Origin of the sequence: Pantoea sp. SS70, from assembly GCF_029866845.1 — a bacterium.
Classification (GTDB): domain Bacteria; phylum Pseudomonadota; class Gammaproteobacteria; order Enterobacterales; family Enterobacteriaceae; genus Pantoea; species Pantoea leporis.
The window spans coordinates 1,219,447-1,242,346 of the sequence record NZ_CP117199.1; the positions used below are offsets into that span (position 1 = coordinate 1,219,447).

The window sequence follows — 22,900 nt, forward strand, 5'->3', positions numbered from 1 at the left end:
AGGCTTCACGCATCTGCATCGCATCGCGCTGCTAATTTCCGGTACACTTTAGCTATCAACGTGATGCTGGAAGGTTTCACGGCAAAAAGAAGGATTAGAGTCGATGCAGGATTCACATTTTGATGTGGTGATCGTGGGCGGTGGCATGGTTGGTGCGGCGCTGGCGTGTGGCCTGGCGCAGCAGCAGTTTCGCGTAGCGGTCATTGAACGGGCGGAACCGGCAAGCTTTGATGCCGGCAGCGAGCCAGATGTGCGTATCTCCGCCATCGGTGCGTCGTCGGTGGCGCTGCTGCAGCAACTGGATGTCTGGCAGCGTGTGCAGGCGATGCGCTGTGCGCCCTATCGCCAGTTGGAAACCTGGGAGTGGCAAAACGCGCATGTGAAGTTTGATGCGGCGTCGCTTGGGTTGCCCGAGCTGGGCTTTATGGTGGAAAACAGCGTGCTGCAGCGTGCGCTGTGGGAAAAAATGCAGCAAGAGGGCATCACACTGATCTGCCCGGCGAGCTTGCAGGGTTTGCAGCCGCACAGCGCTGGCTGGCAGGTGCAACTCGATAACGGCCAAACGTTGGATGCGCGTTTAGTGGTCGGCGCAGATGGTGCTAACTCGCGTGTGCGTCAGTTAGCGGGTATTGGCGTGCGCGGCTGGAACTATGCGCAATCCTGCATGCTGATAAGCGTGGAGTGCGAGCAGGAGGCGGGCGATGCCACCTGGCAGCAGTTTACGCCGCAAGGGCCGCGCGCTTTCCTGCCGCTGTTTGATCGTCGTGCTTCGCTGGTGTGGTACGACGCGCCAGCACGAATTCGTCAGCTGCAAAGTTTGCCGCTCCCGCAACTGGAGAAAGAGATTTATGCTCACTTCCCGGCACGCGTTGGCCGTATTCAGGTCAAAACTGCGGCCTCTTTCCCGCTGGTGCGACGTCATGCAACACGTTATGTGATGCCGGGATTGGCGCTGGTGGGGGATGCGGCGCACACCATCAATCCGCTGGCCGGACAGGGCGTTAATTTGGGCTATAGGGATGTGGATGCGTTGATCACGACGCTGGTCGAGGCGCGCAACCAGGCGGAGCTCTGGTCATCGGATGCTGTGCTGCAGCGTTATCATCGTCAGCGTTACAAAGATAATTTACTGATGCAGGGCGGTATGGATCTGTTCTACTTCGCGTTTAGCAATAAACTGCCGCCGCTGCGTTTTGCGCGAAACCTGGCGCTGATTGCGGCGGAGAATGCCGGAGCCTTGAAACGTAAGGTGCTGCGTTACGCATTAGGTTTGTGATTGTAGGGAGCGTATTGATGCGCTCCTGATCGAAAGTTTGCTCGCCATACTTTGCCAAACGCAGAAAACAATAAAGCCCGCATAAGCGGGCTTTATTGTGCAATTTGGCTGGGGTGCAGGGATTCGAACCCCGGAATGCTGGTATCAGAAACCAGTGCCTTACCGCTTGGCGACACCCCAATAGGTGTTTGATCAAATTGTCTTTTTATGGCTGGGGTGCAGGGATTCGAACCCCGGAATGCTGGTATCAGAAACCAGAGCCTTACCGCTTGGCGACACCCCAATAATTTGGTGGCTACGACGGGATTTGAACCTGTGACCCCATCATTATGAGTGATGTGCTCTAACCAGCTGAGCTACGTAGCCTTTGTACTGCTTACTGCGTCCGACGATGGCTGGGATACCTGGATTCGAACCAGGGAATGCCGGTATCAAAAACCGGTGCCTTACCGCTTGGCGATATCCCATTCGTCGACTTTGTATCCACAACATAATCCGGATTGGCTGGGGTACCAGGATTCGAACCTGGGAATGCTGGTATCAAAAACCAGTGCCTTACCGCTTGGCGATACCCCATCCGGCTGCCGAAGACTGAAATGGTGCGGGAGGCGAGACTTGAACTCGCACACCTTGCGGCGCTAGAACCTAAATCTAGTGCGTCTACCAATTTCGCCACTCCCGCAAAAAGATGGTGGCTACGACGGGATTTGAACCTGTGACCCCATCATTATGAGTGATGTGCTCTAACCAGCTGAGCTACGTAGCCATCTTTTTCGCGTAACCTTCATCGGCGTTGCGGGGCGCATTATGCGTATTGAGTCTTGTAGCGTCAACAATTTTTTTGCCGTTTTTCGCCTTAAAACGCCTGTTTGTCTGGCTTGTAACCAGGCTGGTGATTTATTCGGCAAATTTCAAAGGTTGTACGATAGATTGCATAAAAAAGGGCTCGAATGAGCCCCATATCTTGTTGAGTAAAAACCTTATTTATACGCGGACTGATGCACACCAACGGCGCGACCAGAAGGGTCATCCATGGATTTAAAGGCTTCATCCCACTCGATCGCTTTAGCCGAAGAACAGGCCACTGATGGACCGCCTGGCACACACTCTGCGGCGCTGGCGATCGGGAACAATTCCTCAAAGATTTCGCGATACAGATACGCTTCTTTCGAATTCGGCGTGTTGTACGGGAAGCGGAAGTGCGCAGTCGACAACTGTTGGTCGCTGATTTGCTTCGCCGCCACTTCTTTCAGCGTATCGATCCAGCTGTAGCCCACACCATCAGAGAACTGCTCTTTCTGACGCCACGCCACGCTCTCCGGCAGGTAAGAAGAGAAGCATTCGCGCAGGATATGTTTTTCCATCTTGCCGTTGCTGCCGCACAGTTTGTCTGCCGGGTTGATGCGCATCGCCACGTCGAGGAATTTCTTGTCGAGGAACGGCACACGCGCTTCCACGCCCCAGGCGGACATCGCTTTGTTGGCGCGAGCACAGTCAAACATGTGCAGAGCCAGCAGTTTACGCACGTTCTCTTCATGGAATTCTTTGGCGTTCGGCGCCTTATGGAAATAGAGGTAGCCGCCAAAGACTTCATCCGCACCTTCACCGGACAACACCATTTTGATGCCCATCGCTTTGATCTTACGCGACATTAAATACATCGGCGTAGAGGCGCGAATGGTGGTCACATCATAGGTTTCGATGTGGTAAATCACGTCACGGATCGCATCCAGGCCTTCCTGCACGGTGAAATGGATTTCGTGGTGCACGGTACCGAGGTGTTCTGCGACTGATTTCGCTGCTTTCAGGTCTGGAGAACCTTCCAGGCCAACCGCGAAGGAGTGCAGCTGCGGCCACCATGCATCGCTCTTATCCGCATCTTCAACACGTTTCGCAGCAAAGCGCTTGGTCACGGCAGAAATGATGGAGGAGTCCAGGCCGCCAGACAGCAGCACGCCGTAAGGCACGTCAGACATCAGGTGACTTTTTACTGACTCTTCCAGCGCATGTTTCAGCTCGGCGGCATCCGTAGTGTTATGCTCAACGGCGGAATATTCCATCCAGTCACGCTGCCAGTAACGACGGATTTCACCATCGGCGCTCGACATGTAGCTTCCCGGCGGGAACTCTTTGATGCTGCGGCACACTGGCACCAGCGCTTTCATCTCGGAAGCGACATATAGGTTGCCGTGCTCGTCGTTGCCCATATACAGCGGGATAATGCCGATATGGTCGCGACCAATCAGATATTGTTGCTTCACGCTGTCCCACAGAATGAAGGCGAACATGCCTTGCAGCTCGTCGAGGAAATCGACGCCTTTTTCCTGATACAGCGCGAGGATCACTTCACAGTCAGAACCGGTCTGGAAAGCGTAACGATCGCTCAACTCAGCACGCAGCGCCTGATGGTTGTAAATTTCGCCGTTAACAGCCAGTACGTGGGTGTGGTCAGCGTTATACAGCGGCTGTGCGCCGTTGTTAACGTCAACAATCGACAGACGCTCATGCACCAGAATGGCTTTATCATCCGCATAAACACCTGACCAATCCGGGCCGCGGTGACGCATCAGACGAGAAGATTCCAGCGCTTTCTTGCGCAGCTCAATAGGATCGCTTTTCAGATCCAGCACACCAAAAATTGAACACATAACTGACTCCTGATCTCACCTTGTGGCGAAGTTATTTCTACGTTTGTCCGGCAGCCTTGGCTGCGTGATGTATAAGAAAATGCGCTAAATGGCGGTGTTAGTGCAAGTAAAATTGCGATTCTTTGATAAAAAGAATGTTCATGGGCAATTAATATTGAATATTATTCAATTATTACGTGTTTATTTTAGATGTCATCTAATGAAACTGCATTATCGTTCGTTTTGTAGGCATGTGGCGAGCGGTAAAGAAAGGCATAACCACAGAAAAAACAAAAGCCCTGCATAAGCAGGGCCATAAGGAGAGGTAATGGTTGGGATCAGAACAGGTCGATATCGGCGACCGATGGATAAATCCAATCCGGGCGGAAAGGCATCGCATCAATATCACTCAGTGTGGAAACGCCAGACAGCACCAGAATGGTTTCCAGACCCGCCTGGAAGCCTGCCAGAATGTCTGTCCGCAGGTTATCGCCGACAATGACCGTCTCTTCCGAATGCGCATGCATTTTGTTTAACGCCGCGCGCATGATGTACGGACTCGGTTTGCCGACGTAAAACGGTTTACGACCGGAGATGGTTTCGATACCGGCGCAGAGTGCTCCGCAGGCAGGAACAAAGCCGCGTGCATGTGTATCGGGATTAGTGGCGATAAAGCGGGCGCCATTTGCCACGAAGAAAGCGGCTTTATGCATCATTTCCCAGTTGAAGGAGCGGGTTTCGCCGACGATAACGAAATCTGGATTAACGTCGGTGATGGTGAAGCCAGCTTTATACAGCTCATGAATCAGCGCACCTTCGCCAATTACGTAGGCTTTTTTCCCTTCCTGACGGCGCAGGAAATCGGCGGTGGCCATCGCCGAGGTGTAAAACACCGAATCCGGTACGTCAATGCCGGCGTTGGCAAAGCGGTTCGCCAGATCCAGCGCGGTTTGCGAAGGATAGTTGGTCAACACCACCAACGGCATATCCTTCGCCAGAATGCGCTGCAGAAATTCGTTCGCGCCGGGAACGGCGGTATTGTCATGCATCAACACGCCGTCGATGTCACAGATTACGCTTTTAATCGTCATAGATTGCATCCGGTCGGGCCTGCTTGACAGCAGGCTGGTGATTACTCTTCCAGCAGATGTTGCAGCAAAATGCCATTCAGCATTGCGCGTTTTGCCAACGCAAAGGCGCCAATCGCCGAGCGATGATCGAGCTCGGAACGCACCACCGGCAGATTTTTACGGAAGGCAGGCAGCGTCTGCGTATTGATACACCCTTCAATGGCAGGAAACAGCACTTTATCGGCTTCAGTGATTTCACCGGCCAACACCACTTTTTGCGGATTGAACAGGTTGATGGCGATAGCAATCGCCTTGCCTAAATAGCGGCCGACATATTCAATCACTTCGCACGCCAGCGCGTCGCCATGATTAGCGGCGCGACAAATCTGCGGCATCAGGCAATCATTTAACGTTAGTGAACTGGGATACCCTTGATTCAGTAGATGACGTACGCGGTTTTCAATCGCGCCATTAGCCGCAATGGTTTCCAGACAGCCAAAGTTACCGCAGTGGCAGCGTTCACCCAGCGGATCAACCTGAATATGGCCAATCTCGCCCACGTTGCCGTTACTGCCGAGGAAAATGTGGCCGTTGGCGATGATTCCGGCACCGGTGCCGCGATGCAAACGCACCAGAATGGAGTCTGCGCAATCGCGACTTGCACCGAAGTAGTGCTCGGCCAGCGCCAGGCTACGGATGTCATGACCAACAAAGCTGGTGACGTTGAAGCGTTTTTTCAGGCTGGAAACCAGCGGCCAATGACTTACCGCGATGTGCGGCATGTAGCGAATGATGCCGTTAATGGGATCGACCAATCCGGGCAGAATCACCGAGATAGCAATCAGTTCATGAATCTTACGCTGATGCGCGGCCATAAAGGCGCTGATGGCATTGAACAGCGCGTTCTCCAGCGTTTCCTGCGTGCGCTCGGGCAGCGGATAATCTTCCTGCGCCAGCGATTTCCCGCTCAGATCAAACAGCGTCAAGGTCGCATCATTACGCCCTAAGCGCACGCCGATAGTATGAAAATGACGGGTTTCAGTAATGATGGAGATCGCGCGACGCCCACCGGTGGAGGCTTGTTGCTCCACCTCTTTGATGAGGCCGCGCTCAATGAGCTGGCGGGTAATTTTGGTGACACTGGCGGGCGCAAGCTGACTGTGTTCGGCAATCTGAATGCGCGAAATTGGCCCCTGCTGATCGATTAGCCGATAAACGGCTGCACTATTGAGTTGTTTAACAAGATCAACATTTCCTATTTGAGACTGGCCGCCAGTGGTCATTCAATGCTTACTCGCTGAGGACGTTGTCTCCGTTGACGAACGTCTTAGTGATTTGATAATCGCGGGTAAAGACAGTCAGGTTGGCGACTTTTCCTGCTTCGACCGTGCCTAACTGCTTCTCCACACCCATCGCCTGCGCTGGATAGAGCGTCGCCATACGCAGCGCTTCATCGAGAGCGATACCGCAATGTTCAACGCTGTTCTGCACCGCTTCAATCATGGTCAAGGCAGAACCGCTGAGCGTACCGTTCTCGTCAACGCACAGGCCATCGCGATAGTATATTGTTTTGCCTGCAAAAATAAATTGATCAATCGATGCGCCCGCCGGTGCTGTGGCATCCGTCACTAACACCAGTTTGTCGCCTTTAATGCGTTTTGCATTGCGCACATTAGCGTAATGGACATGTAAACCATCCGCAATGATGCCGCAGTATACATCAGGCGAATCAAACAGCGCACCGATCAGACCTGGCTCACGTCCAGCGAAGGTTGGCATGGCATTGTAGAGATGCGTAGCAAAGCTGACGCCCGCGCTGAAGCCAATTTTTGCTTCTTCATAGGTCGCGTTGGAGTGACCCGCTGACACGATGATACCGGCATCACGCAGCTGACGAATCACCTCGCTGCCTGCATTTTCAGGTGCCAGTGTGACTTTAGTGATGACGTCGGCATTGGCGCAGAGGAAATCCACCAGCTCGGCATCTGGCAGGCGAATCAATTCAGGATTGTGTGTACCTTTTTTAGCTTTATTCAGCCACGGACCTTCCAGATGCAGGCCGATTGCCTGATTCTGATGCTTCGCCAGGTAAGCGCGCATGGTTTCGACTGCGCGTCTCATCAGCGCATCGGTGCTGGTAATCAGTGTTGGCAAATAGCTGGTGCAGCCTGATTTCTCGTTGGCGCGCTGCATGATCTCCAGCGTCTCAACGCTTAACGCATTGATGTCATCATTGAACTGCACGCCGCCGCAGCCGTTAAGCTGCAAATCAATAAAACCAGGAGCGATAAACGCACCAGCCACATCCTGCTGTGCAATTGCCGCGTCCAGGGCATCACGCGGACACACGCGCTCAATCAGGCCATCTGCAATCACAACTGCATGATTGTCCAGAATTTCATGACCAGTAAAAATCCGGCCGTTCACTAATGCGTACATCGTTTCTCTCTCCCGGCTAAGCCTGCTGCCTGAAAGCAGCAGGTTTTGTTACAACGTGTTTTCACACACCTTTCATATTTTCCGCTTCCATTTCGCGGAAATATTTCACGGTTTTCACTTTCAGTTCCATGGTGGCTGGCTCGTCACATACCACGACAGATTTGGCATGTAGCTGCAGGCAGCTGATGGTCCACATATGGTTGACGTTACCTTCAACCGCAGCCTGCAGCGCTTGCGCTTTCAAGTGGCCGGTAACCAGAATCATCACTTCTTCAGCATCCAGCAGCGTACCGACACCGACCGTCAGGGCGTATTTCGGCACCTGATCCACATCACCATTAAAGAAGCGTGAATTTGCAATACGCGTATCGTGCGTCAGGGTTTTGATGCGGGTACGTGAGGAGAGGGAAGAAGCCGGTTCGTTAAAGGCGATGTGACCATCGTTGCCCACGCCGCCCATAAACAGGTTAATTTTGCCGTAAGCGCGGATCTTCTCTTCGTATTGGCGACATTCTGCGTCAATATCTTCGGCATTACCATTCAGAAGATTGATATTTTGCTGTTGAATATCAACATGATCGAAAAAGTTACGGTACATGAAACTGTGGTAACTTTCCGGATGCTCTTTTGGCAGGCCAACGTACTCATCCATGTTGAAGGTGACGACGTGCTTGAAACTAACCTGGCCCGCTTTGTGCATATCGATCAGGTGCTTGTAAGCTTCCAGCGGTGTTCCACCGGTTGGCAGACCCAGCACGAAGGGACGTTCTGCGCTAGGATTGAACGCATTAATGCGGTTAACAATGTGGCGTGCAGCCCATTTACCCACTTGGGTCGGTGTGGCCAAAGGGATCAGTCTCATGTCTTCACCTCAATTAAGATTGGAAATGTGGAGTTGCCGTTTCTCTGACAGTTTTGCCCTTAAGCGTAATGCGTTTAAGCGTAGCCACCAGGGATAAGTGCGACTCGATATTTTTTATCATAAAATAAGTTTGTGGTGCTGGCTAGCATTTCGCATTATCAAACCACCATTTTGGTGATTAAAGTCACAGTTGTAGTGGTTTTAATTTGCGAGGCGAATTAATTTATCTTTACACTGCGCCTCGTGGTGAAAAGTGTCATCAAGGTACCGGGCGACGGGATAATAAAATCAACCTGCGCCACGGCATAACGCCAGTCTCATAGGGGGAGAATAAGGTGAGTATTCTAGGATATCTGCAAAAGGTCGGCCGCGCGCTTATGGTGCCGGTAGCGACTTTGCCGGCAGCGGCAATCTTGATGGGCGTTGGATACTGGATCGATCCAGATAGCTGGGGCGCAGGCAATGCGCTGGCAGCACTGTTGATCAAATCGGGTTCGGCAATCATCGACAATATGCCAGTGCTGTTTGCCATTGGTGTGGCATACGGTATGTCAAAAGATAAAGACGGCGCTGCAGCGTTAACCGGTTTTGTCGGCTTTCTTGTTGTGACCACACTCTGTTCTCCGGCAGCGGTGGCAATGATTCAGAAGATGCCGGTGGAGCAAGTTCCCGCTGCCTTCGGTAAAATTAATAACCAGTTTGTTGGCATTCTTGTCGGGATTCTTTCTGCTGAAGTCTATAACCGCTTTAGTCATGTTGAACTGCCAAAAGCGTTATCCTTCTTTAGCGGTCGCCGTCTGGTGCCGATCCTTGTATCGTTCCTGATGATCCTGGTTGCGTTCATTCTGATGTATATCTGGCCGATCATTTTCGGTGGACTGGTAAGTTTTGGTGAGCATATTCAGAAGCTGGGTTCCGTCGGTGCGGGCATCTACGCCTTCTTTAACCGTCTGCTGATTCCTGTTGGCTTACACCACGCATTGAACTCGGTATTCTGGTTCGATGTTGCCGGTATCAACGATATTCCTAAATTCCTTGGCGGCGCACAGTCTATCGCTGAAGGTACAGGTATCCCAGGCATCACCGGTCGTTATCAGGCGGGCTTCTTCCCAATCATGATGTTTGGTCTTCCAGGTGCAGCGCTGGCAATTTACCACTGCGCACGCCCGGAAAACCGCGCTAAAGTCGGCGGCATTATGCTGGCGGCGGCCTTTGCCGCCTTCTTTACGGGTATCACTGAACCGCTGGAATTCTCCTTCATGTTCGTGGCGCCGGTGCTGTATGTGATTCACGCGGCACTGACCGGTCTTTCAGTTTTCATCGCCGCGAGCATGCAGTGGATTGCCGGTTTCGGCTTCAGTGCGGGTCTGGTGGATATGGTGCTGTCAACGCGCAACCCGCTGGCGGTGCACTGGTGGATGCTGATCCCACAAGGTCTGGTGTTCTTCGTTATCTACTACGTGGTATTCCGCTTCACCATCCAGAAATTCAACCTGATGACGCCGGGCCGCGAACTCTCTGCGGGCGATGAAACCGATGGTTATGACGTCAATGTCGATAACAGCGGCAACGGTGAAAGCCAAACTGAATCTCTGGCGCGTCGTTATATTGCGGCGGTAGGTGGCTCAGAAAACCTGACCAACATCGATGCCTGTATCACACGTCTACGTCTGAACGTTAAAGATTCCGCGCAGGTTAATGAAGGTGTCGCTAAACGTCTCGGTGCTTCAGGTGTGATTCGTCTGAACAAGCAGAGCGTACAGGTTATTGTCGGTACGCAGGCGGAAAGCATTGCAACAGCAATGAAAACCGTACTGAGCAAAGGTCCAGTTGCGGCATCTGCCGCGGCGTCAACGGCTGCTCCTGCTGCTGCTGTAAAACCGCAGGCGGTGCTGAACAGCGAAAAAGCCGTGATTGCTACGCTGCTGGCGCCAGTAACCGGTGACATCGTTGCGCTGGAAAATGTGCCTGACGAAGCATTCGCCAGCAAGGCAGTCGGTGATGGTCTGGCCATCAAGCCAACCGGCAAAACCGTGGTTGCGCCAACCGCCGGAACCGTGGTGAAGATCTTCAATACCAACCATGCGTTCTGCCTTGAGGCGGAAAACGGCGTCGAGATCGTGGTACATATGGGGCTGGATACAGTAGCGCTGGAAGGTAAAGGCTTCACGCGTCTGGTTGAAGAGGGCGCAACGGTCACTGCAGGTCAGCCAATCCTGGAAATGGATCTGGACTTCCTCAATGCCAACGCCCGCTCGATGATCAGTCCGGTTGTGGTCAGCAATAGCGATGATTTCGCTGGTCTGAATTTACTGGCAACCGGTTCAGTGGTTGCAGGCCAAACCCCGCTGTACGAGGTTAAAGGCTAAGTCCTTGTGATTGAGCCAGAAGGCAGGAAGCGATTCCTGCCTTTTTTGTTTTAAAACGACCAACAAACGGTTGTTTCCCTCCTGCGCTTTGTGGATCATACTCCGTTACTTCGTGGTACAAATCACCCGTTATAGTTTTTGAGGATTTTGAGATGAGTGAGGCTGAAGCCCGCCCAACGAACTTTATTCGTCAGATCATCGACGAAGATTTGGCGAGCGGTAAGCACAACAGTGTGCATACCCGTTTCCCGCCTGAGCCCAATGGTTATCTGCATATTGGCCATGCGAAATCTATCTGCCTGAACTTTGGTATCGCGCAAGACTACCAAGGTCAGTGCAATCTGCGTTTCGACGACACTAACCCAGTTAAAGAAGATCTGGAGTTTGTCGAATCCATTAAGCGTGACGTGCAATGGCTGGGCTTTGAGTGGAGCGGCAACATTCGTTACTCCTCAGACTACTTCGACCAACTGTTCAACTATGCGGTTGAGCTGATCAACAAAGGTCTGGCTTACGTTGATGAACTGTCGGCGGATGAGATCCGTGAGTATCGCGGTTCACTGACGGCGCCGGGTAAAAACAGCCCATACCGCGATCGCAGCGTGGAAGAAAACCTGGCGATGTTCCAGAAGATGCGCGATGGCGGTTTCGAAGAGGGCAAAGCCTGTCTGCGTGCCAAAATCGACATGGCGTCCAGCTTTATCGTGATGCGCGATCCGGTGCTGTACCGCATTAAATTTGCCGATCACCATCAGACCGGCAGCAAGTGGTGCATCTACCCGATGTACGACTTCACTCATTGCATTTCGGATGCGATCGAAGGCATTACGCACTCTCTCTGCACGTTGGAGTTCCAGGATAACCGTCGTCTGTATGATTGGGTGCTGGATAACATCACCATTCCGGTTCATCCGCGGCAGTACGAGTTCTCACGCCTGAATCTGGAATACGCGGTGATGTCAAAGCGTAAACTGACTCAGCTGGTAAGCGAGAAGGTGGTAGAAGGCTGGGACGATCCGCGCATGCTGACCGTTTCGGGTCTGCGTCGTCGTGGTTATAGCGCCGCTTCTATCCGTGAGTTCTGCCGCCGTATTGGTGTGACCAAACAGGACAATATCGTGGAGATGGCTTCACTGGAATCGTGCATTCGTGACGATCTCAATGAAAACGCACCGCGTGCGATGGCGGTAATGGATCCGTTGAAAGTGGTGATCGAGAACCTGCCTGCAGGTCACGATGAGATCATCACTATGCCGAATCATCCAAACAAACCGGAGATGGGCACGCGTGAAGTGCCATTCAGCCGTGAAGTGTGGATCGATCGCGCTGACTTCCGTGAAGAAGCCAACAAGCAGTACAAACGTCTGGTGCTGGGTAAAGAAGTGCGTCTGCGTAATGCTTACGTGATCCGTGCCGAACGTGTGGCGAAGGATGCTGAAGGCAATATTACCTGCATCTATTGTACTTGCGACGTTGATACGCTGAGCAAAGATCCGGCCGATGGCCGTAAAGTGAAAGGCGTTATCCATTGGGTTTCTGCAATCCACGCGCTGCCAGCGGAATTCCGCCTGTACGATCGTCTGTTCAGTGTGCCAAATCCGGGCGCGGCTGAGGATTTCCTCACCACCATCAACCCGAACTCACTGGAAATCAAACAGGGCTTCGTTGAGCCTGGCTTACGTGCAGCCGATCCGATGGCACCGTACCAGTTCGAACGCGAAGGCTATTTCTGTGCTGATAGCGTCTATTCACAGCCCTCCAGGCTGGTGTTTAACCGCACCGTGGGTTTGCGTGACACTTGGGCAAAAATCGGCGATTAATATTTTTAGTCGCGAGCACGATAAGATCATGAAAGGGCGAGCAATCGCCCTTTTTTATTATCTCTATTTGGCCAGATACGACCTTTTATGCTGCACGCCCTCAACGAGCCATTAATTCCCTATTTGCGACTATTCTGACTTTAGAAAAATTAACCCATTTGGCAGTGTGAAAAACTTTTTTTCAGGTAGGCTATGCGCTCTCAGACGGTGCTCTGCGGCTTATCTAAGGAAAAAAAATGACAACTCTCGCCCAGGAAGCCAGGCATAGCGTGGTGGTTTTACATCAGCTTATTGAACGTATTTTCAATCAGGCGGAAGGCAGTGACGACAGCATTGATCTTTTTTTATCGCACTTTCATCCCGAGTTCAAAATGGTCACGCCGCAAGGCAAACGATTGGACCTCAATGAAATGGAAGTGCTGTTTCGCCAGTTGCAGGGGCAGCGTGAAGGCATGCGCATTGCCACCAGTGAGCACGCCATCATCTCGCAGCAAAGCGAGGAAGTGACGATTCAGTATCGTGAATTACAGATGATGAACGGCATCAATCAGAGTCGCATTTCACTGGCGGTATTGGATTGCAGCACCGCCATTCCGCGCTGGCGCTACCTGCAGGAAACGCTTGTCGCCTGATTACAGGCATAAAAAAACCGGCTCAAGCGCCGGTTTTTTTTATACTGCATAGCACACTCAATTACTTATCGTGGAGCGTATCGTCTTCGCGGCAGTCTCCCAGAGCACAATGACCGTACAGGTACAGGCTGTGGTTGCTGAGCTTAATGCCGTGGCGAGTGGCAATTTCACGCTGACGCGTTTCGATTGATTCATCGCTGAATTCGATAACTTTGCCACAATCCAGGCAGATCAAGTGATCGTGGTGATGCTGCTGAGTCAGTTCGAAGACAGATTTGCCGCCTTCAAAGTTGTGACGGGTTACGATGCCCGCGTCGTCAAACTGGTTAAGAACGCGATACACCGTTGCCAGACCAATCTCTTCGCCCATATCAATCAGGCGCTTATACAAATCTTCCGCACTGACGTGATGGGACTCTGGGCCGGGTCCCTGAAGCACTTCCAGAATTTTCAGTCTGGGTAGCGTGACTTTCAGGCCAGCCTTCTTCAATGCGGAGTTGTTGTCAGTCATGCGGATATTGTCCTGTTACTTTGCTAGTCACTTGCGGCGCAGGGGCCTTGAATGTTTAGGTCAACGCGCATTCTCATTTGCGTCTCATTATAGAACTCAAGCAGTGAAATGAAAACCAAGGCAACGTCCTTAATCACCAAAGGTTGTAAGGATATCGTCACTAACGTCTTCAAGACGCTTGGGTTTTGGATTCCATTTCACTCAGCCTCATTCTACTGCCAGAGGAATAAGCGGATGACCATTGCGGGTATTCTACAGATTTGCGGGGAAAAGTTAAAAAACCGTAGCTATTATTTTTATAGGAAATTCCGTTACCCGATGTGAGGCAGTGCGCACATCGGGCAGAGCAGGGAATTAAGCTTCAATAATCTCTTTCAGCTGCAGCTCATCAAAGATCTGCTTCACCCACTTCTCAACACGTTCGTTGGTCAATTCCGGCTGACGGTCTTCGTCAATGGCCAAACCAAGGAAGTTTTTGTCATCGGCCAGGCCTTTAGAGGCTTCAAAATGATAGCCTTCGGTTGGCCAGTGACCGACGATCACCGCACCATTCGGCTCAATGATGTCACGGATAGTACCCATCGCATCACAGAAGTACTCGGCGTAATCTTCCTGATCGCCACAACCAAACAGCGCTACCAGCTTGCCATTGAAATCAATCTCTTCCAGCGTCGGGAAGAAATCATCCCAGTCACACTGCGCTTCGCCGTAATACCAGGTTGGGATACCCAGCAGCAGGATGTCGAACGCTTCGAGATCTTCTTTGGTGCTCTTAGCAATGTCATGCACTTCGGCGACATCTTTACCCAGTTGTTTCTGGATCATCTTTGCAATGTTTTCAGTGTTGCCGGTATCGCTGCCGAAGAAAATGCCTACGATTGCCATGGGTTAGGTAACCTCTTAAATCCTGATTGTGAAAGTAAGTCAGTTGACTGCACAGTTATGCGAATAATAGCAGACCGGTAAAAAGTGCGGAACGTATAAAGCCGTGACTTTGTGTTCCAGCGTGCGGTCTTCGCGCGTTACGACAGTTTGAGCTGTGCCAGCAGCATTTGTTCAATCAATTCGCTGCGACTGATGTTTTGCTGATCGGCCAGCGTGCTGAGCGCGTCAACCGCCTCGCTCGACATCTTTAGCTCAACACGACGCAGCCCACGCACTTTATCGCGCTTGAGCTGATTGCGTTTGTTGATGCGTAACTGTTCATCACGCGTCAGCGGGCTGGTTTTCGGGCGACCAGGACGCCGCTCGTCTGCGAAGAGATCAAGCGTAGTGCGGTCTGTCTGTTCTTTTGCCATGGTTTGTAAAACTGAGTGGGCGCGAACGGCGGAAAGGCGCTGCGCGATTAAAACATTATCGGCCCGACCACGGCGAAAAAATATCCGTGGCAAATTTTTAGCGCGACATCATACTCCAGCGCCTTCCCTGACGCCAACCCTAAAGCGCAAGCGGCAAGCTTTTGCTTTTACAGGTTAAAAAAACGCCGAACGGCGCGTAACACCGCATCGGGTTTCTCGGCGTGCACCCAGTGTCCAGCACCGCTGATCACATGTGCATGTGCCTGCGGGAACTGACGCAGCAGCGCATCGCGATGCTGATTATCCAGATAAGGCGAGTCGCCGCCGCGGATAAACAGCGCCGGATGCGGCCACGCAGGAATCTCTTCCCAGCCGGAAATGGTGCTGTAGTTATCCCACAGCACCGGCACATTAAAGCGCCATTCGCCCTCTGCGAAAGATTTGAGGATGAACTGGATCACGCCTTCTTCATCAATATGCTGACGCATTACTTCAGCGGCTTCGCTGCGGCGCGTGACGCCCGCGGCGCTCACGGCCCGAATAGCGGCAAAAATTTCGTCATGGCGGCGCGTTTGGTAATCAACGGGCGCGATATCGATCATTACCATTTTATCAATACGCTCCGGCGCGATGGCACTGAGTGCCATGGCGATTTTGCCGCCCATCGAGTGTCCGATTACACCCGCGCGATCGATATGGTGCGCATCCAGCGTTTCGACAATGTCCTGCGCCATCACGTGATAATTCATCTCATCGCTACGCGCCGACAAGCCGTGATTGCGCACGTCAACTTGCAGCGTCGGACGTGCATCACGCACCCCACGCGCCAGCACGCCAAGGTTATCAAGGCTGCCAAAAAGACCATGGATCAACAGAATCGGCGTGGCATCGGGGGCAGATTGTTCAGTTTGCAGACGGGCGTTCAAAATCATGGCTAAAGTTCTTACGGTTGTGACCTTGGCTTAGGTTATCATGGATTCACCTGTCCAGCAGTCAGGCCGGTGGGCATTAGGGCATATTCCGACTTTTGCCCGTAAACGTTGCCAACGCTATCGGCTGCCACGGATTTAACTTTATAATCCTTATGTTAGAACCCGCTCACGTTTTGCACGACTGGATTTTGCTAAGGCCGTTGCAATAATGCGTGGTTCTGTCATTTGCCAGAATCGTACGGAAAAAGATGAAAACGATTGAAGTTGACGAAGAACTCTACCGTTATATTGCCAGCCACACGCAGCACATTGGTGAAAGCGCCTCAGATATTTTGCGCCGCATGTTGAAGTTCACCGCCGGACAGAGCGCACCCGCTGCGCCCGCCGCTGGTGCATCAATCAAAGAAGCGCAACCTGCCAGCCGTGAAGCGCGTCCTCAGGATCGCGTCCGTGCGGTACGTGAGCTGCTGCTTTCCGATGAATATGCCGAGCAGAATAAGGCGGTTAACCGCTTCATGTTGGTATTGTCAACGCTCTATCGTCTTGATCCGGCTGCGTTTGCTGAAGCTACTGCCTCGCTGCAGGGCCGTACCCGCGTCTACTTTGCGGGCGACGAGCACACGCTGCTGCAAAATGGCACCCATACCAAGCCGAAGCACGTTCCCGGCACACCGTACTGGGTGATCACGAACACCAATACAGGTCGCAAATGCAGCATGGTGGAACACATCATGCTGGCTATGCAGTTCCCACAGGAACTGACAGAGAAAGTTCGCGGCACCATTTAACTGAAGCGTCAGGGAGAAGCGCCAATGGCCAATCACCCCCGTGCCGGGCAGCCTGCCCAGCAGAGCGATTTGATTAACGTTGCACAATTAACCTCGCAGTATTACGTCCTGAAGCCCGATGTGGCGAATCCGGATCATGCGGTGAAATTTGGCACTTCAGGCCACCGCGGTAGCGCGGGACGCCAAAGCTTCAATGAACAGCACATTTTGGCGATCGCGCAGGCGATTGCTGAAGAGCGTAAAAAGAATGGCATCACCGGTCCGTGCTACGTCGGTAAAGACACGCATGCACTGTCTGAGCCAGCGATTCTGTCGGTGCTGGAAGTGCTGGCCGCTAACGGCGTGGACGTAATTGTTCAGCAGGACAATGGCTACACGCCAACGCCTGCAATCTCGAACGCGATTCTTGAGCACAACAAACGCGGCGGCGCGCAGGCGGACGGCATCGTTATCACGCCTTCGCATAATCCACCGGAAGATGGTGGTATCAAATACAATCCGCCAAACGGTGGCCCGGCTGATACCAACGTTACCAAAGTGGTGGAAGATCGCGCTAACCAGCTGATCAAAGGCGAGCTGAAAGACGTGAAACGTCTGCCGCTGGATCAGGCATGGGCGAGCGGCCACATCGTTGAGCAGGATCTGATCCAGCCATACGTTGAAGGTCTGGCGCAGGTGATTGACTTCGCCGCCATCCAGAAAGCCGGCCTGAAAATTGGCGTCGATCCGTTAGGCGGTTCCGGCATTGCTTACTGGCAGCGCATTGCTGAGCACTACAAACTGGATCTGACCATCGTGAACGATGCGATCGATCAGACTTTCCGCTTCATGCATCTGGATAAAGATGGCGTGGTGCGTATGGACTGCTCATCCGAGTGCGCGATGGCCGGTTTGCTGGCGTACAAAGACAAATTCGATCTGGCCTTTGGTAACGATCCTGATTATGACCGTCACGGCATCGTCACGCCTGCGGGTCTGATGAATCCGAACCACTATCTGGCGGTGGCGATCAACTACCTGTTCCAGCATCGCCCGCAGTGGGGCAAAGACGTTGCTGTAGGGAAAACCCTGGTTTCCAGCGCGATGATCGACCGCGTGGTCAACGACATTGGACGTAAGCTGGTGGAAGTGCCGGTTGGTTTCAAATGGTTCGTTGATGGTCTGTTCGATGGCAGCTTCGGTTTCGGCGGTGAAGAGAGCGCGGGCGCATCCTTCCTGCGTTTCGATGGCTCAGCCTGGTCAACCGATAAAGACGGCATCATTCTGTGCCTGCTGGCTGCTGAAATCACGGCGGTAACTGGCAAGAATCCGCAGCAGCACTATGACGAGCTGGCCGAGCGCTTTGGTGCGCCAAGCTATAACCGTCTGCAGGCTCCGGCGACTTCTGCACAGAAAGCCGCGCTGTCTAAGCTGTCACCCGAAATGGTGAGCGCAGATACGCTGGCGGGTGATCCGATCACCGCACGCCTGACTGCCGCGCCGGGTAACGGTGCGTCAATCGGCGGTCTGAAAGTGATGACGGAAAACGGCTGGTTCGCCGCGCGTCCATCAGGTACAGAAGACGCGTACAAAATCTACTGCGAAAGCTTCCTTGGTGCTGAACATCGTCAGCAAATCGAGAAAGAAGCGGTTGAGATTGTTAGCGAAGTACTGAAAAACGCCTGATTGGGCAGTGAAGAAAAAAGGCCGCTTAGCGGCCTTTTTTTATGGCATAAATCGATAGCCGATGCCGGTTTCGGTCAGCAAATGGCTGGGCTGCGTGGGATTCGCTTCCAGCTTCTGCCGCAAGTGCCCCATATAGATGCGCAAATAATGACTGTGCTCCACCGCATTGGGCCCCCAAACCTGATTCAGTAATTGACGCTGGGTCAGCACTTTTCCGGCGTTGTTCACCAGCAAACTCAGCAGACGGAATTCAGTCGGTGTCAGATGCACTTCCTGTTGGTTGCGCAGTACACGGCGCGCCGCCAAATCGACGCTCACTTCACCAAATTTCACAATCGGTTCTGGCTGGTTGCTTTGATGGCGACGCAGCGCCACGCGCACACGCGCCAGCAGTTCACCTATGCCAAACGGCTTAGTGAGATAATCATCCGCACCCGCGTCCAGCGCATCAATCTTATCCTGCTCATCGCTCCGTGCCGACAGCACAATCACCGGCATGCTGCTCCATTGACGTACTTCACGGATAAAGTCATTGCCATCACCATCCGGCAAGCCGAGATCGAGGATCACCAGATCCGGCTTACGCGTCGCCGCTTCAATCAGGCCGCGCTGCAGTTGCTCCGCTTCCACAATCTTCAGGCCTTCGCTCTCCAGCGCAAGGCGCACGAAACGGCGAATCTCTTTTTCATCTTCCACTATCAAGATGGTCGTCACGCTGCCTCCAGCGGCAAAAAAGTTAACGCATCACTTTAGCAATAAAGCGGCCCGGCGTCCGTCACGAAGTTTTTAACTTGAATGGAACGTTTAATTCACAATCTTGTAACTAACTTTCACCACCACACAAATTGCTGAAAAAAAGCGCAAATATAGTGGTCGGATGAGTAGTAAAATTACACAATAACGGGTAATATCTGAACCAGATCACATTTCAACGCAATGTTTACCACAAGGGGGCCAAAGATGGATCGCGCATATCCACTGTATAAAATCGTACTGCGCCGCTTGCTGGTGGTAGCAATCGGTTTGCTGGCGCTGCCAGTGATGTTATTCCGCTCAGATCGCGCACGTTTGTACAGTTACCTGCATCGTATGTGGTGCAAAACCAGCACGAAACCCGTCTGGCTGGCGCAGTCTGAAGCGGCTGCCGGCATTCACTGGTAAGCGATTCTAGCGCAGTATTAACCCGGCGACTTCACGTGAAGCGCCGGGTTTTTTTATCGATAATTTTCACGCCCACCGCGCGTTCCCGCTGTTATCTCCGCGCATTTCAGCTACACTTAAAACCTCTACAAGATTTATGAGGTTGTACAAGTATGAGCGAGAAAATTCCTGTTGGTATCAGCGCCTGCCTGCTCGGGGATAACGTCCGATTTGATGGTGGCCATAAACGTTTTGCTTTCGCCACGGACGAACTCGTGCCATTTGTGCGCTTTGAACCTGTATGTCCCGAAATGGCGATTGGCCTACCGACGCCGCGTCCGGCTTTGCGCCTGGTAAAAGAGAGCGATGAAAACATCCATCTCTGTTTCAGCAAAGATGGCGGCGAAGAGGTGACGGAAAAGATGCAGCGCTGGTCCGCCGAGCGCGTGAAGTCGCTACATCATCTGTGCGGCTACATCCTCTGTGCCAAATCCCCTAGCTGTGGGCTGGAACGTGTCCGCGTTTACGAGCCTGAAACCAACAACAATCGTAAAGCGGGCACCGGCATGTTTACCGCATTTTTACAGAAAGAGATGCCGTGGCTGCCGCTGGAAGAGGATGGTCGTCTGCATGATGACGCTATCCGCGAAAACTTTATCGGCCGCGTCTATGCGCTGCACGAATTCAACGAAATGTGGCGCAGCGGATTATCGCGCCACAAGCTGATGGCCTTCCATAGTCGCTACAAATTGCTGCTGCTATCTCATGCGCAGGACGAATACCGCGAGATGGGCCGCTTTGTCGCGGCGATGGACCAGTGGGATTCGCTGGAGGATTACGCCTTTGAGTACCGCAGTCGTCTGATGCACCTGATGTCACATCAGGCATCACGACGCAATCACACTAACGTGCTGATGCATGTACAAGGCTACTTCCGTCCGCAGTTGAGTTCGCCGCAGCGTCAGGAGCTGGCGCAACTGATTGATCGTTATCGTCAGGGCGTACAGCCGCTGTTAGCTCCGATCACCATGCTGAAACATTACATGGCGGAATACCCGCATCCGTGGCTGGCACAGCAGCGCTATTTTGATCCTTATCCGGAAGCGCTGCGTTTGCGCTACGGCCAATAATTTCGGGGCTTTATGACCACCCATTTGGTTTGGCTGCGCAACGATCTGCGCATCAATGACAACATGGCGCTGGCCGCTGCCTGCCGCGATAGCCAGGCCAAAGTGATTGCGCTGTTTATCGCTACACCACAGCAGTGGCAGCAACACCATATGGCGCCAAAGCAGGCGGCGTTCATCCAGCAAAATCTCAGCTTGTTGCAGAAGTCACTGGCTGAACGCGGCATTCCTCTGCATTTCCATCAGTGCGATGACTTTGCCGCTTCGATTGAATATCTGGCGAAATTTTGCCAGCAGCAACGGGTTGATGCGCTGTTCTACAACTACCAGTACGAAATTAACGAGCGTGAACGCGATGCGCAGGCGGAGAAACGTCTGGATGCGCAGGGCGTAATATGTCAGGGATTCGATGACAGCTTGCTGTTGCCGCCGGGCAGCGTGCAAACCGGCAGCAACACCATGTTCAAAGTGTTCACGCCGTTCAGCAAAGCCTTTGTTCGTCGTTTACATCAGGGCTTACCGGAGTGCCATCAGGCACCGAAAGCGCGTGATGGTGCGCCCATTAGTATCGAAAAGAAGATTCCCGCTTTTGATTATCCTTGTGAAGCCTTTGATGAAAGTCTGTTCCCGGCGGGAGAAGAGGCGGCGTTAAAACAGCTGCGCCACTTCGCTAAACAGGCGGTGCAGCATTATCCGGATCAGCGTGATTTACCGGCCATTGACGGCACCAGCCGCCTATCGGTTTATTTGACCACTGGCGTGCTGTCGCCGCGCCAATGTCTTCATCGCGTGCTCAAAGAGCATCCCGATGCGCTCAACGAGGGTAAGGCCTTTACCTGGCTGAACGAACTGATCTGGCGCGAATTCTATCGTCATCTGATGGTGGCGTTTCCGGCGCTGTGTAAGCATCAGCCGTTTGTCGACTGGACGCGCAACGTGGATTGGCAGCGAAACGACGCACATCTCACAGCCTGGCAACAGGGCAAAACCGGTTATCCGATTGTTGATGCGGCGATGCGCCAGCTCAACACGCTCGGCTGGATGCATAATCGCTTGCGCATGATTACCGCCAGTTTCCTGGTGAAGGATCTGCTGATCGACTGGCGTGAAGGTGAGCGTTATTTCATGCAGCAGCTGATCGATGGCGATCTGGCCGCTAACAATGGCGGCTGGCAGTGGGCCGCGTCAACTGGCACCGATGCCGCGCCCTATTTTCGTATCTTCAATCCCACCACGCAGGGCGAGCGATTCGATAAACAGGGCGAGTTTATTCGTCAGTGGCTGCCGGAACTCAGCGACGTGCCCGACAGCGATATCCATCAGCCGCAAGTGTGGGCGCAGAAAAATAACAAGAAACTCGATTATCCCGCGCCAATCGTGGAACATAAGGACGCACGTAAAAAGACACTAGACGCCTTTGAGCGCGCTCGCAGCGCGGCTTAAGGCGGTCAGGGAGCCGTAATGAATAATGTCGAGTTAGAACAGATTGTTAACCAGCAGCTGAATAACAGCGCCTTCAGCGACTACGCGCCGAACGGTTTGCAGGTGGAAGGGCGCGCCGAGGTGAAAACCATCATCACTGGCGTAACCGCGTGTCAGGCGCTGCTGAATGAGGCGGTGAAGCGCAACGTCGACGCGGTGCTGGTGCATCACGGTTATTTCTGGAAAAGCGAAGCGCCGGTGATTAAAGGCATGAAGCGCCAGCGTCTGCGCACGCTGCTGGCCAATGATATCAATTTGTATGGCTGGCACCTGCCGCTGGATGCGCATCCCGAGTTGGGTAATAACGCGCAGCTGGCGCGTCTGTTTGATATTGCAGTGAAAGGCGAGATTCAGCCGCTGGTGCCGTGGGGCGAGCTGGCACAACCACTGAGTGGCGCGGCGCTGGCGGAAAAAATTGCCCAACGTTTAGGTCGTACACCGCTGCACTGTGGCGATAACGCGCCGGCATTGATCAAGCGCGTTGCCTGGTGCAGCGGCGGCGGTCAGGGCTTTATCGATAGCGCGGCAGCCTTTGGCGTCGATGCCTTTATTACCGGCGAAGTCTCCGAGCAAACCATCCACAGCGCGCGCGAACAAGGTTTGCACTTCTATGCCGCCGGACACCACGCGACCGAACGCGGCGGCATCAAGGCGCTGGGCGAATGGTTAGCAGCCCATCATGGCCTTAATGTGACCTTTATCGACATCGACAATCCTGCCTGATTTTTTCCCTCTCACGCCCTTAACCTGCGTTAAGGGCGCAAATCTGTTGACACATCTCTGTCACTTTCGCATAACTTATGGCCTTTACGCATAAACGAGAAGTTCGGTCGCTATGAATGGCGATCCTGCAACATTCGTT

General features: G+C 53.0%; 20 protein-coding genes and 7 tRNA genes. 10 read left to right on the top strand and 17 right to left on the bottom strand.

Translation table 11 applies throughout. The annotated features are described in order from the left end of the window. The first annotated feature begins 103 nt into the window (after nt 1-103). Nucleotides 104-1,276, top strand: a complete 1,173-nt coding sequence (ubiF, locus tag PO881_RS05550) for a 3-demethoxyubiquinol 3-hydroxylase (RefSeq protein ID WP_192414172.1) — start codon at nt 104-106, stop codon at nt 1,274-1,276. Between the two features lie 105 nt (nt 1,277-1,381). Here the strand turns inward: ubiF and PO881_RS05555 are convergent. The 12 genes from PO881_RS05555 to nagB all read right to left on the bottom strand — a co-directional run bounded on the left by PO881_RS05555 (nt 1,382) and on the right by nagB (nt 8,274). Then, nucleotides 1,382-1,456, bottom strand: a tRNA-Gln gene (locus PO881_RS05555). A gap of 28 nt (nt 1,457-1,484) precedes the next feature. After that, nucleotides 1,485-1,559 (bottom strand) — tRNA-Gln (locus tag PO881_RS05560). Between the two features lie 6 nt (nt 1,560-1,565). Then, nucleotides 1,566-1,642 (bottom strand) — tRNA-Met (locus PO881_RS05565). A 26-nt stretch (nt 1,643-1,668) separates the two neighbouring features. After that, nucleotides 1,669-1,743: transfer RNA gene (locus PO881_RS05570), tRNA-Gln, on the bottom strand. Between the two features lie 34 nt (nt 1,744-1,777). Continuing rightward, nucleotides 1,778-1,852: transfer RNA gene (locus tag PO881_RS05575), tRNA-Gln, on the bottom strand. A gap of 21 nt (nt 1,853-1,873) precedes the next feature. Continuing rightward, nucleotides 1,874-1,958 (bottom strand) — tRNA-Leu (locus PO881_RS05580). A 7-nt stretch (nt 1,959-1,965) separates the two neighbouring features. Further along, nucleotides 1,966-2,042 (bottom strand) — tRNA-Met (locus PO881_RS05585). 214 nt (nt 2,043-2,256) lie between these two features. Beyond that, on the bottom strand, nt 2,257-3,924 hold the full coding sequence (asnB, locus tag PO881_RS05590) for an asparagine synthase B (protein WP_277974647.1): 1,668 nt from the start codon (nt 3,922-3,924) through the stop codon (nt 2,257-2,259). Between the two features lie 317 nt (nt 3,925-4,241). Beyond that, a complete protein-coding gene (locus PO881_RS05595) occupies nt 4,242-4,994 on the bottom strand; it encodes an HAD-IIA family hydrolase (protein ID WP_036649098.1) in 753 nt (250 codons plus the stop codon). Between the two features lie 41 nt (nt 4,995-5,035). Beyond that, a complete protein-coding gene (locus PO881_RS05600) occupies nt 5,036-6,256 on the bottom strand; it encodes an N-acetylglucosamine repressor (RefSeq protein WP_137385370.1) in 1,221 nt (406 codons plus the stop codon). Nucleotides 6,257-6,263: 7 nt separating this feature from the next. Beyond that, the gene (nagA, locus tag PO881_RS05605) at nt 6,264-7,412 is read right to left on the bottom strand and encodes an N-acetylglucosamine-6-phosphate deacetylase (RefSeq protein WP_137385371.1); all 1,149 of its coding nucleotides are present in this window, start codon (nt 7,410-7,412) and stop codon (nt 6,264-6,266) included. A 61-nt stretch (nt 7,413-7,473) separates the two neighbouring features. Further along, entirely contained in the window at nt 7,474-8,274 is an 801-nt protein-coding gene (gene nagB / locus PO881_RS05610; protein WP_101763237.1) for a glucosamine-6-phosphate deaminase, read from the bottom strand. 341 nt (nt 8,275-8,615) lie between these two features. Between nagB and nagE the strand changes: the two genes are divergently transcribed. From nagE to PO881_RS05625, 3 genes are all read left to right on the top strand, one after another. Beyond that, complete coding sequence (gene nagE / locus PO881_RS05615; protein WP_192414251.1) at nt 8,616-10,643, top strand: N-acetylglucosamine-specific PTS transporter subunit IIBC; 2,028 nt, start codon at nt 8,616-8,618, stop codon at nt 10,641-10,643. A gap of 152 nt (nt 10,644-10,795) precedes the next feature. Beyond that, complete coding sequence (gene glnS, locus PO881_RS05620; RefSeq protein WP_280172574.1) at nt 10,796-12,463, top strand: glutamine--tRNA ligase; 1,668 nt, start codon at nt 10,796-10,798, stop codon at nt 12,461-12,463. Between the two features lie 236 nt (nt 12,464-12,699). After that, nucleotides 12,700-13,095, top strand: coding sequence for a hypothetical protein (locus PO881_RS05625; RefSeq protein ID WP_101763235.1), 396 nt, complete (start codon nt 12,700-12,702; stop codon nt 13,093-13,095). A gap of 61 nt (nt 13,096-13,156) precedes the next feature. Here the strand turns inward: PO881_RS05625 and fur are convergent, their stop codons facing one another. From fur to ybfF, 4 genes are all read right to left on the bottom strand, one after another. Beyond that, entirely contained in the window at nt 13,157-13,606 is a 450-nt protein-coding gene (gene fur, locus PO881_RS05630; RefSeq protein WP_007890672.1) for a ferric iron uptake transcriptional regulator, read from the bottom strand. A 354-nt stretch (nt 13,607-13,960) separates the two neighbouring features. Continuing rightward, nucleotides 13,961-14,491 (bottom strand): flavodoxin FldA, encoded by a 531-nt coding sequence (gene fldA, locus PO881_RS05635; RefSeq protein ID WP_110865727.1) that lies wholly within the window; start codon nt 14,489-14,491, stop codon nt 13,961-13,963. Nucleotides 14,492-14,628: 137 nt separating this feature from the next. After that, complete coding sequence (gene ybfE / locus PO881_RS05640) at nt 14,629-14,904, bottom strand: LexA regulated protein (protein ID WP_007890670.1); 276 nt, start codon at nt 14,902-14,904, stop codon at nt 14,629-14,631. 167 nt (nt 14,905-15,071) lie between these two features. Next, on the bottom strand, nt 15,072-15,836 hold the full coding sequence (gene ybfF, locus PO881_RS05645; protein WP_280172576.1) for an esterase: 765 nt from the start codon (nt 15,834-15,836) through the stop codon (nt 15,072-15,074). Nucleotides 15,837-16,084: 248 nt separating this feature from the next. On the opposite strand from ybfF, the gene seqA reads away from it, so the two are divergent. Continuing rightward, nucleotides 16,085-16,624 (top strand): replication initiation negative regulator SeqA, encoded by a 540-nt coding sequence (seqA, locus tag PO881_RS05650; protein ID WP_101763231.1) that lies wholly within the window; start codon nt 16,085-16,087, stop codon nt 16,622-16,624. A gap of 24 nt (nt 16,625-16,648) precedes the next feature. Further along, nucleotides 16,649-18,289, top strand: a complete 1,641-nt coding sequence (gene pgm / locus PO881_RS05655) for a phosphoglucomutase (alpha-D-glucose-1,6-bisphosphate-dependent) (protein WP_137385374.1) — start codon at nt 16,649-16,651, stop codon at nt 18,287-18,289. A 39-nt stretch (nt 18,290-18,328) separates the two neighbouring features. On the opposite strand, the gene kdpE is transcribed toward pgm, so the two are convergent. Next, the gene (kdpE, locus tag PO881_RS05660) at nt 18,329-19,003 is read right to left on the bottom strand and encodes a two-component system response regulator KdpE (RefSeq protein ID WP_101763229.1); all 675 of its coding nucleotides are present in this window, start codon (nt 19,001-19,003) and stop codon (nt 18,329-18,331) included. Nucleotides 19,004-19,249: 246 nt separating this feature from the next. Here kdpE and PO881_RS05665 point away from each other — a divergent pair, with 246 nt between their 5' ends. From PO881_RS05665 to PO881_RS05680, 4 genes are all read left to right on the top strand, one after another. Continuing rightward, complete coding sequence (locus tag PO881_RS05665; protein ID WP_280172577.1) at nt 19,250-19,450, top strand: YbfA family protein; 201 nt, start codon at nt 19,250-19,252, stop codon at nt 19,448-19,450. A 152-nt stretch (nt 19,451-19,602) separates the two neighbouring features. Next, complete coding sequence (locus tag PO881_RS05670) at nt 19,603-20,559, top strand: 2-thiouracil desulfurase family protein (protein ID WP_101763228.1); 957 nt, start codon at nt 19,603-19,605, stop codon at nt 20,557-20,559. 12 nt (nt 20,560-20,571) lie between these two features. Then, nucleotides 20,572-21,999: a deoxyribodipyrimidine photo-lyase gene (gene phrB / locus PO881_RS05675; protein ID WP_280172578.1), complete on the top strand. Its 1,428-nt coding sequence runs from the start codon at nt 20,572-20,574 to the stop codon at nt 21,997-21,999. An 18-nt stretch (nt 22,000-22,017) separates the two neighbouring features. Continuing rightward, nucleotides 22,018-22,761, top strand: coding sequence for a type 2 GTP cyclohydrolase I (locus tag PO881_RS05680; protein WP_280172579.1), 744 nt, complete (start codon nt 22,018-22,020; stop codon nt 22,759-22,761). Nucleotides 22,762-22,900: the final 139 nt, after the last annotated feature.

What these genes read in the sequence shown, in the direction of transcription:
- ubiF (WP_192414172.1), top strand. Translation starts at nt 104, where the DNA reads ATGCAGGATTCACATTTTGATGTGGTGATCGTGGGCGGTGGCATGGTT.
- asnB (WP_277974647.1), bottom strand. Translation starts at nt 3,924, where the DNA reads ATGTGTTCAATTTTTGGTGTGCTGGATCTGAAAAGCGATCCTATTGAG.
- PO881_RS05595 (WP_036649098.1), bottom strand. Translation starts at nt 4,994, where the DNA reads ATGACGATTAAAAGCGTAATCTGTGACATCGACGGCGTGTTGATGCAT.
- PO881_RS05600 (WP_137385370.1), bottom strand. Translation starts at nt 6,256, where the DNA reads ATGACCACTGGCGGCCAGTCTCAAATAGGAAATGTTGATCTTGTTAAA.
- nagA (WP_137385371.1), bottom strand. Translation starts at nt 7,412, where the DNA reads ATGTACGCATTAGTGAACGGCCGGATTTTTACTGGTCATGAAATTCTG.
- nagB (WP_101763237.1), bottom strand. Translation starts at nt 8,274, where the DNA reads ATGAGACTGATCCCTTTGGCCACACCGACCCAAGTGGGTAAATGGGCT.
- glnS (WP_280172574.1), top strand. Translation starts at nt 10,796, where the DNA reads ATGAGTGAGGCTGAAGCCCGCCCAACGAACTTTATTCGTCAGATCATC.
- PO881_RS05625 (WP_101763235.1), top strand. Translation starts at nt 12,700, where the DNA reads ATGACAACTCTCGCCCAGGAAGCCAGGCATAGCGTGGTGGTTTTACAT.
- fur (WP_007890672.1), bottom strand. Translation starts at nt 13,606, where the DNA reads ATGACTGACAACAACTCCGCATTGAAGAAGGCTGGCCTGAAAGTCACG.
- fldA (WP_110865727.1), bottom strand. Translation starts at nt 14,491, where the DNA reads ATGGCAATCGTAGGCATTTTCTTCGGCAGCGATACCGGCAACACTGAA.
- ybfE (WP_007890670.1), bottom strand. Translation starts at nt 14,904, where the DNA reads ATGGCAAAAGAACAGACAGACCGCACTACGCTTGATCTCTTCGCAGAC.
- ybfF (WP_280172576.1), bottom strand. Translation starts at nt 15,836, where the DNA reads ATGATTTTGAACGCCCGTCTGCAAACTGAACAATCTGCCCCCGATGCC.
- seqA (WP_101763231.1), top strand. Translation starts at nt 16,085, where the DNA reads ATGAAAACGATTGAAGTTGACGAAGAACTCTACCGTTATATTGCCAGC.
- pgm (WP_137385374.1), top strand. Translation starts at nt 16,649, where the DNA reads ATGGCCAATCACCCCCGTGCCGGGCAGCCTGCCCAGCAGAGCGATTTG.
- PO881_RS05665 (WP_280172577.1), top strand. Translation starts at nt 19,250, where the DNA reads ATGGATCGCGCATATCCACTGTATAAAATCGTACTGCGCCGCTTGCTG.
- PO881_RS05670 (WP_101763228.1), top strand. Translation starts at nt 19,603, where the DNA reads ATGAGCGAGAAAATTCCTGTTGGTATCAGCGCCTGCCTGCTCGGGGAT.
- phrB (WP_280172578.1), top strand. Translation starts at nt 20,572, where the DNA reads ATGACCACCCATTTGGTTTGGCTGCGCAACGATCTGCGCATCAATGAC.
- PO881_RS05680 (WP_280172579.1), top strand. Translation starts at nt 22,018, where the DNA reads ATGAATAATGTCGAGTTAGAACAGATTGTTAACCAGCAGCTGAATAAC.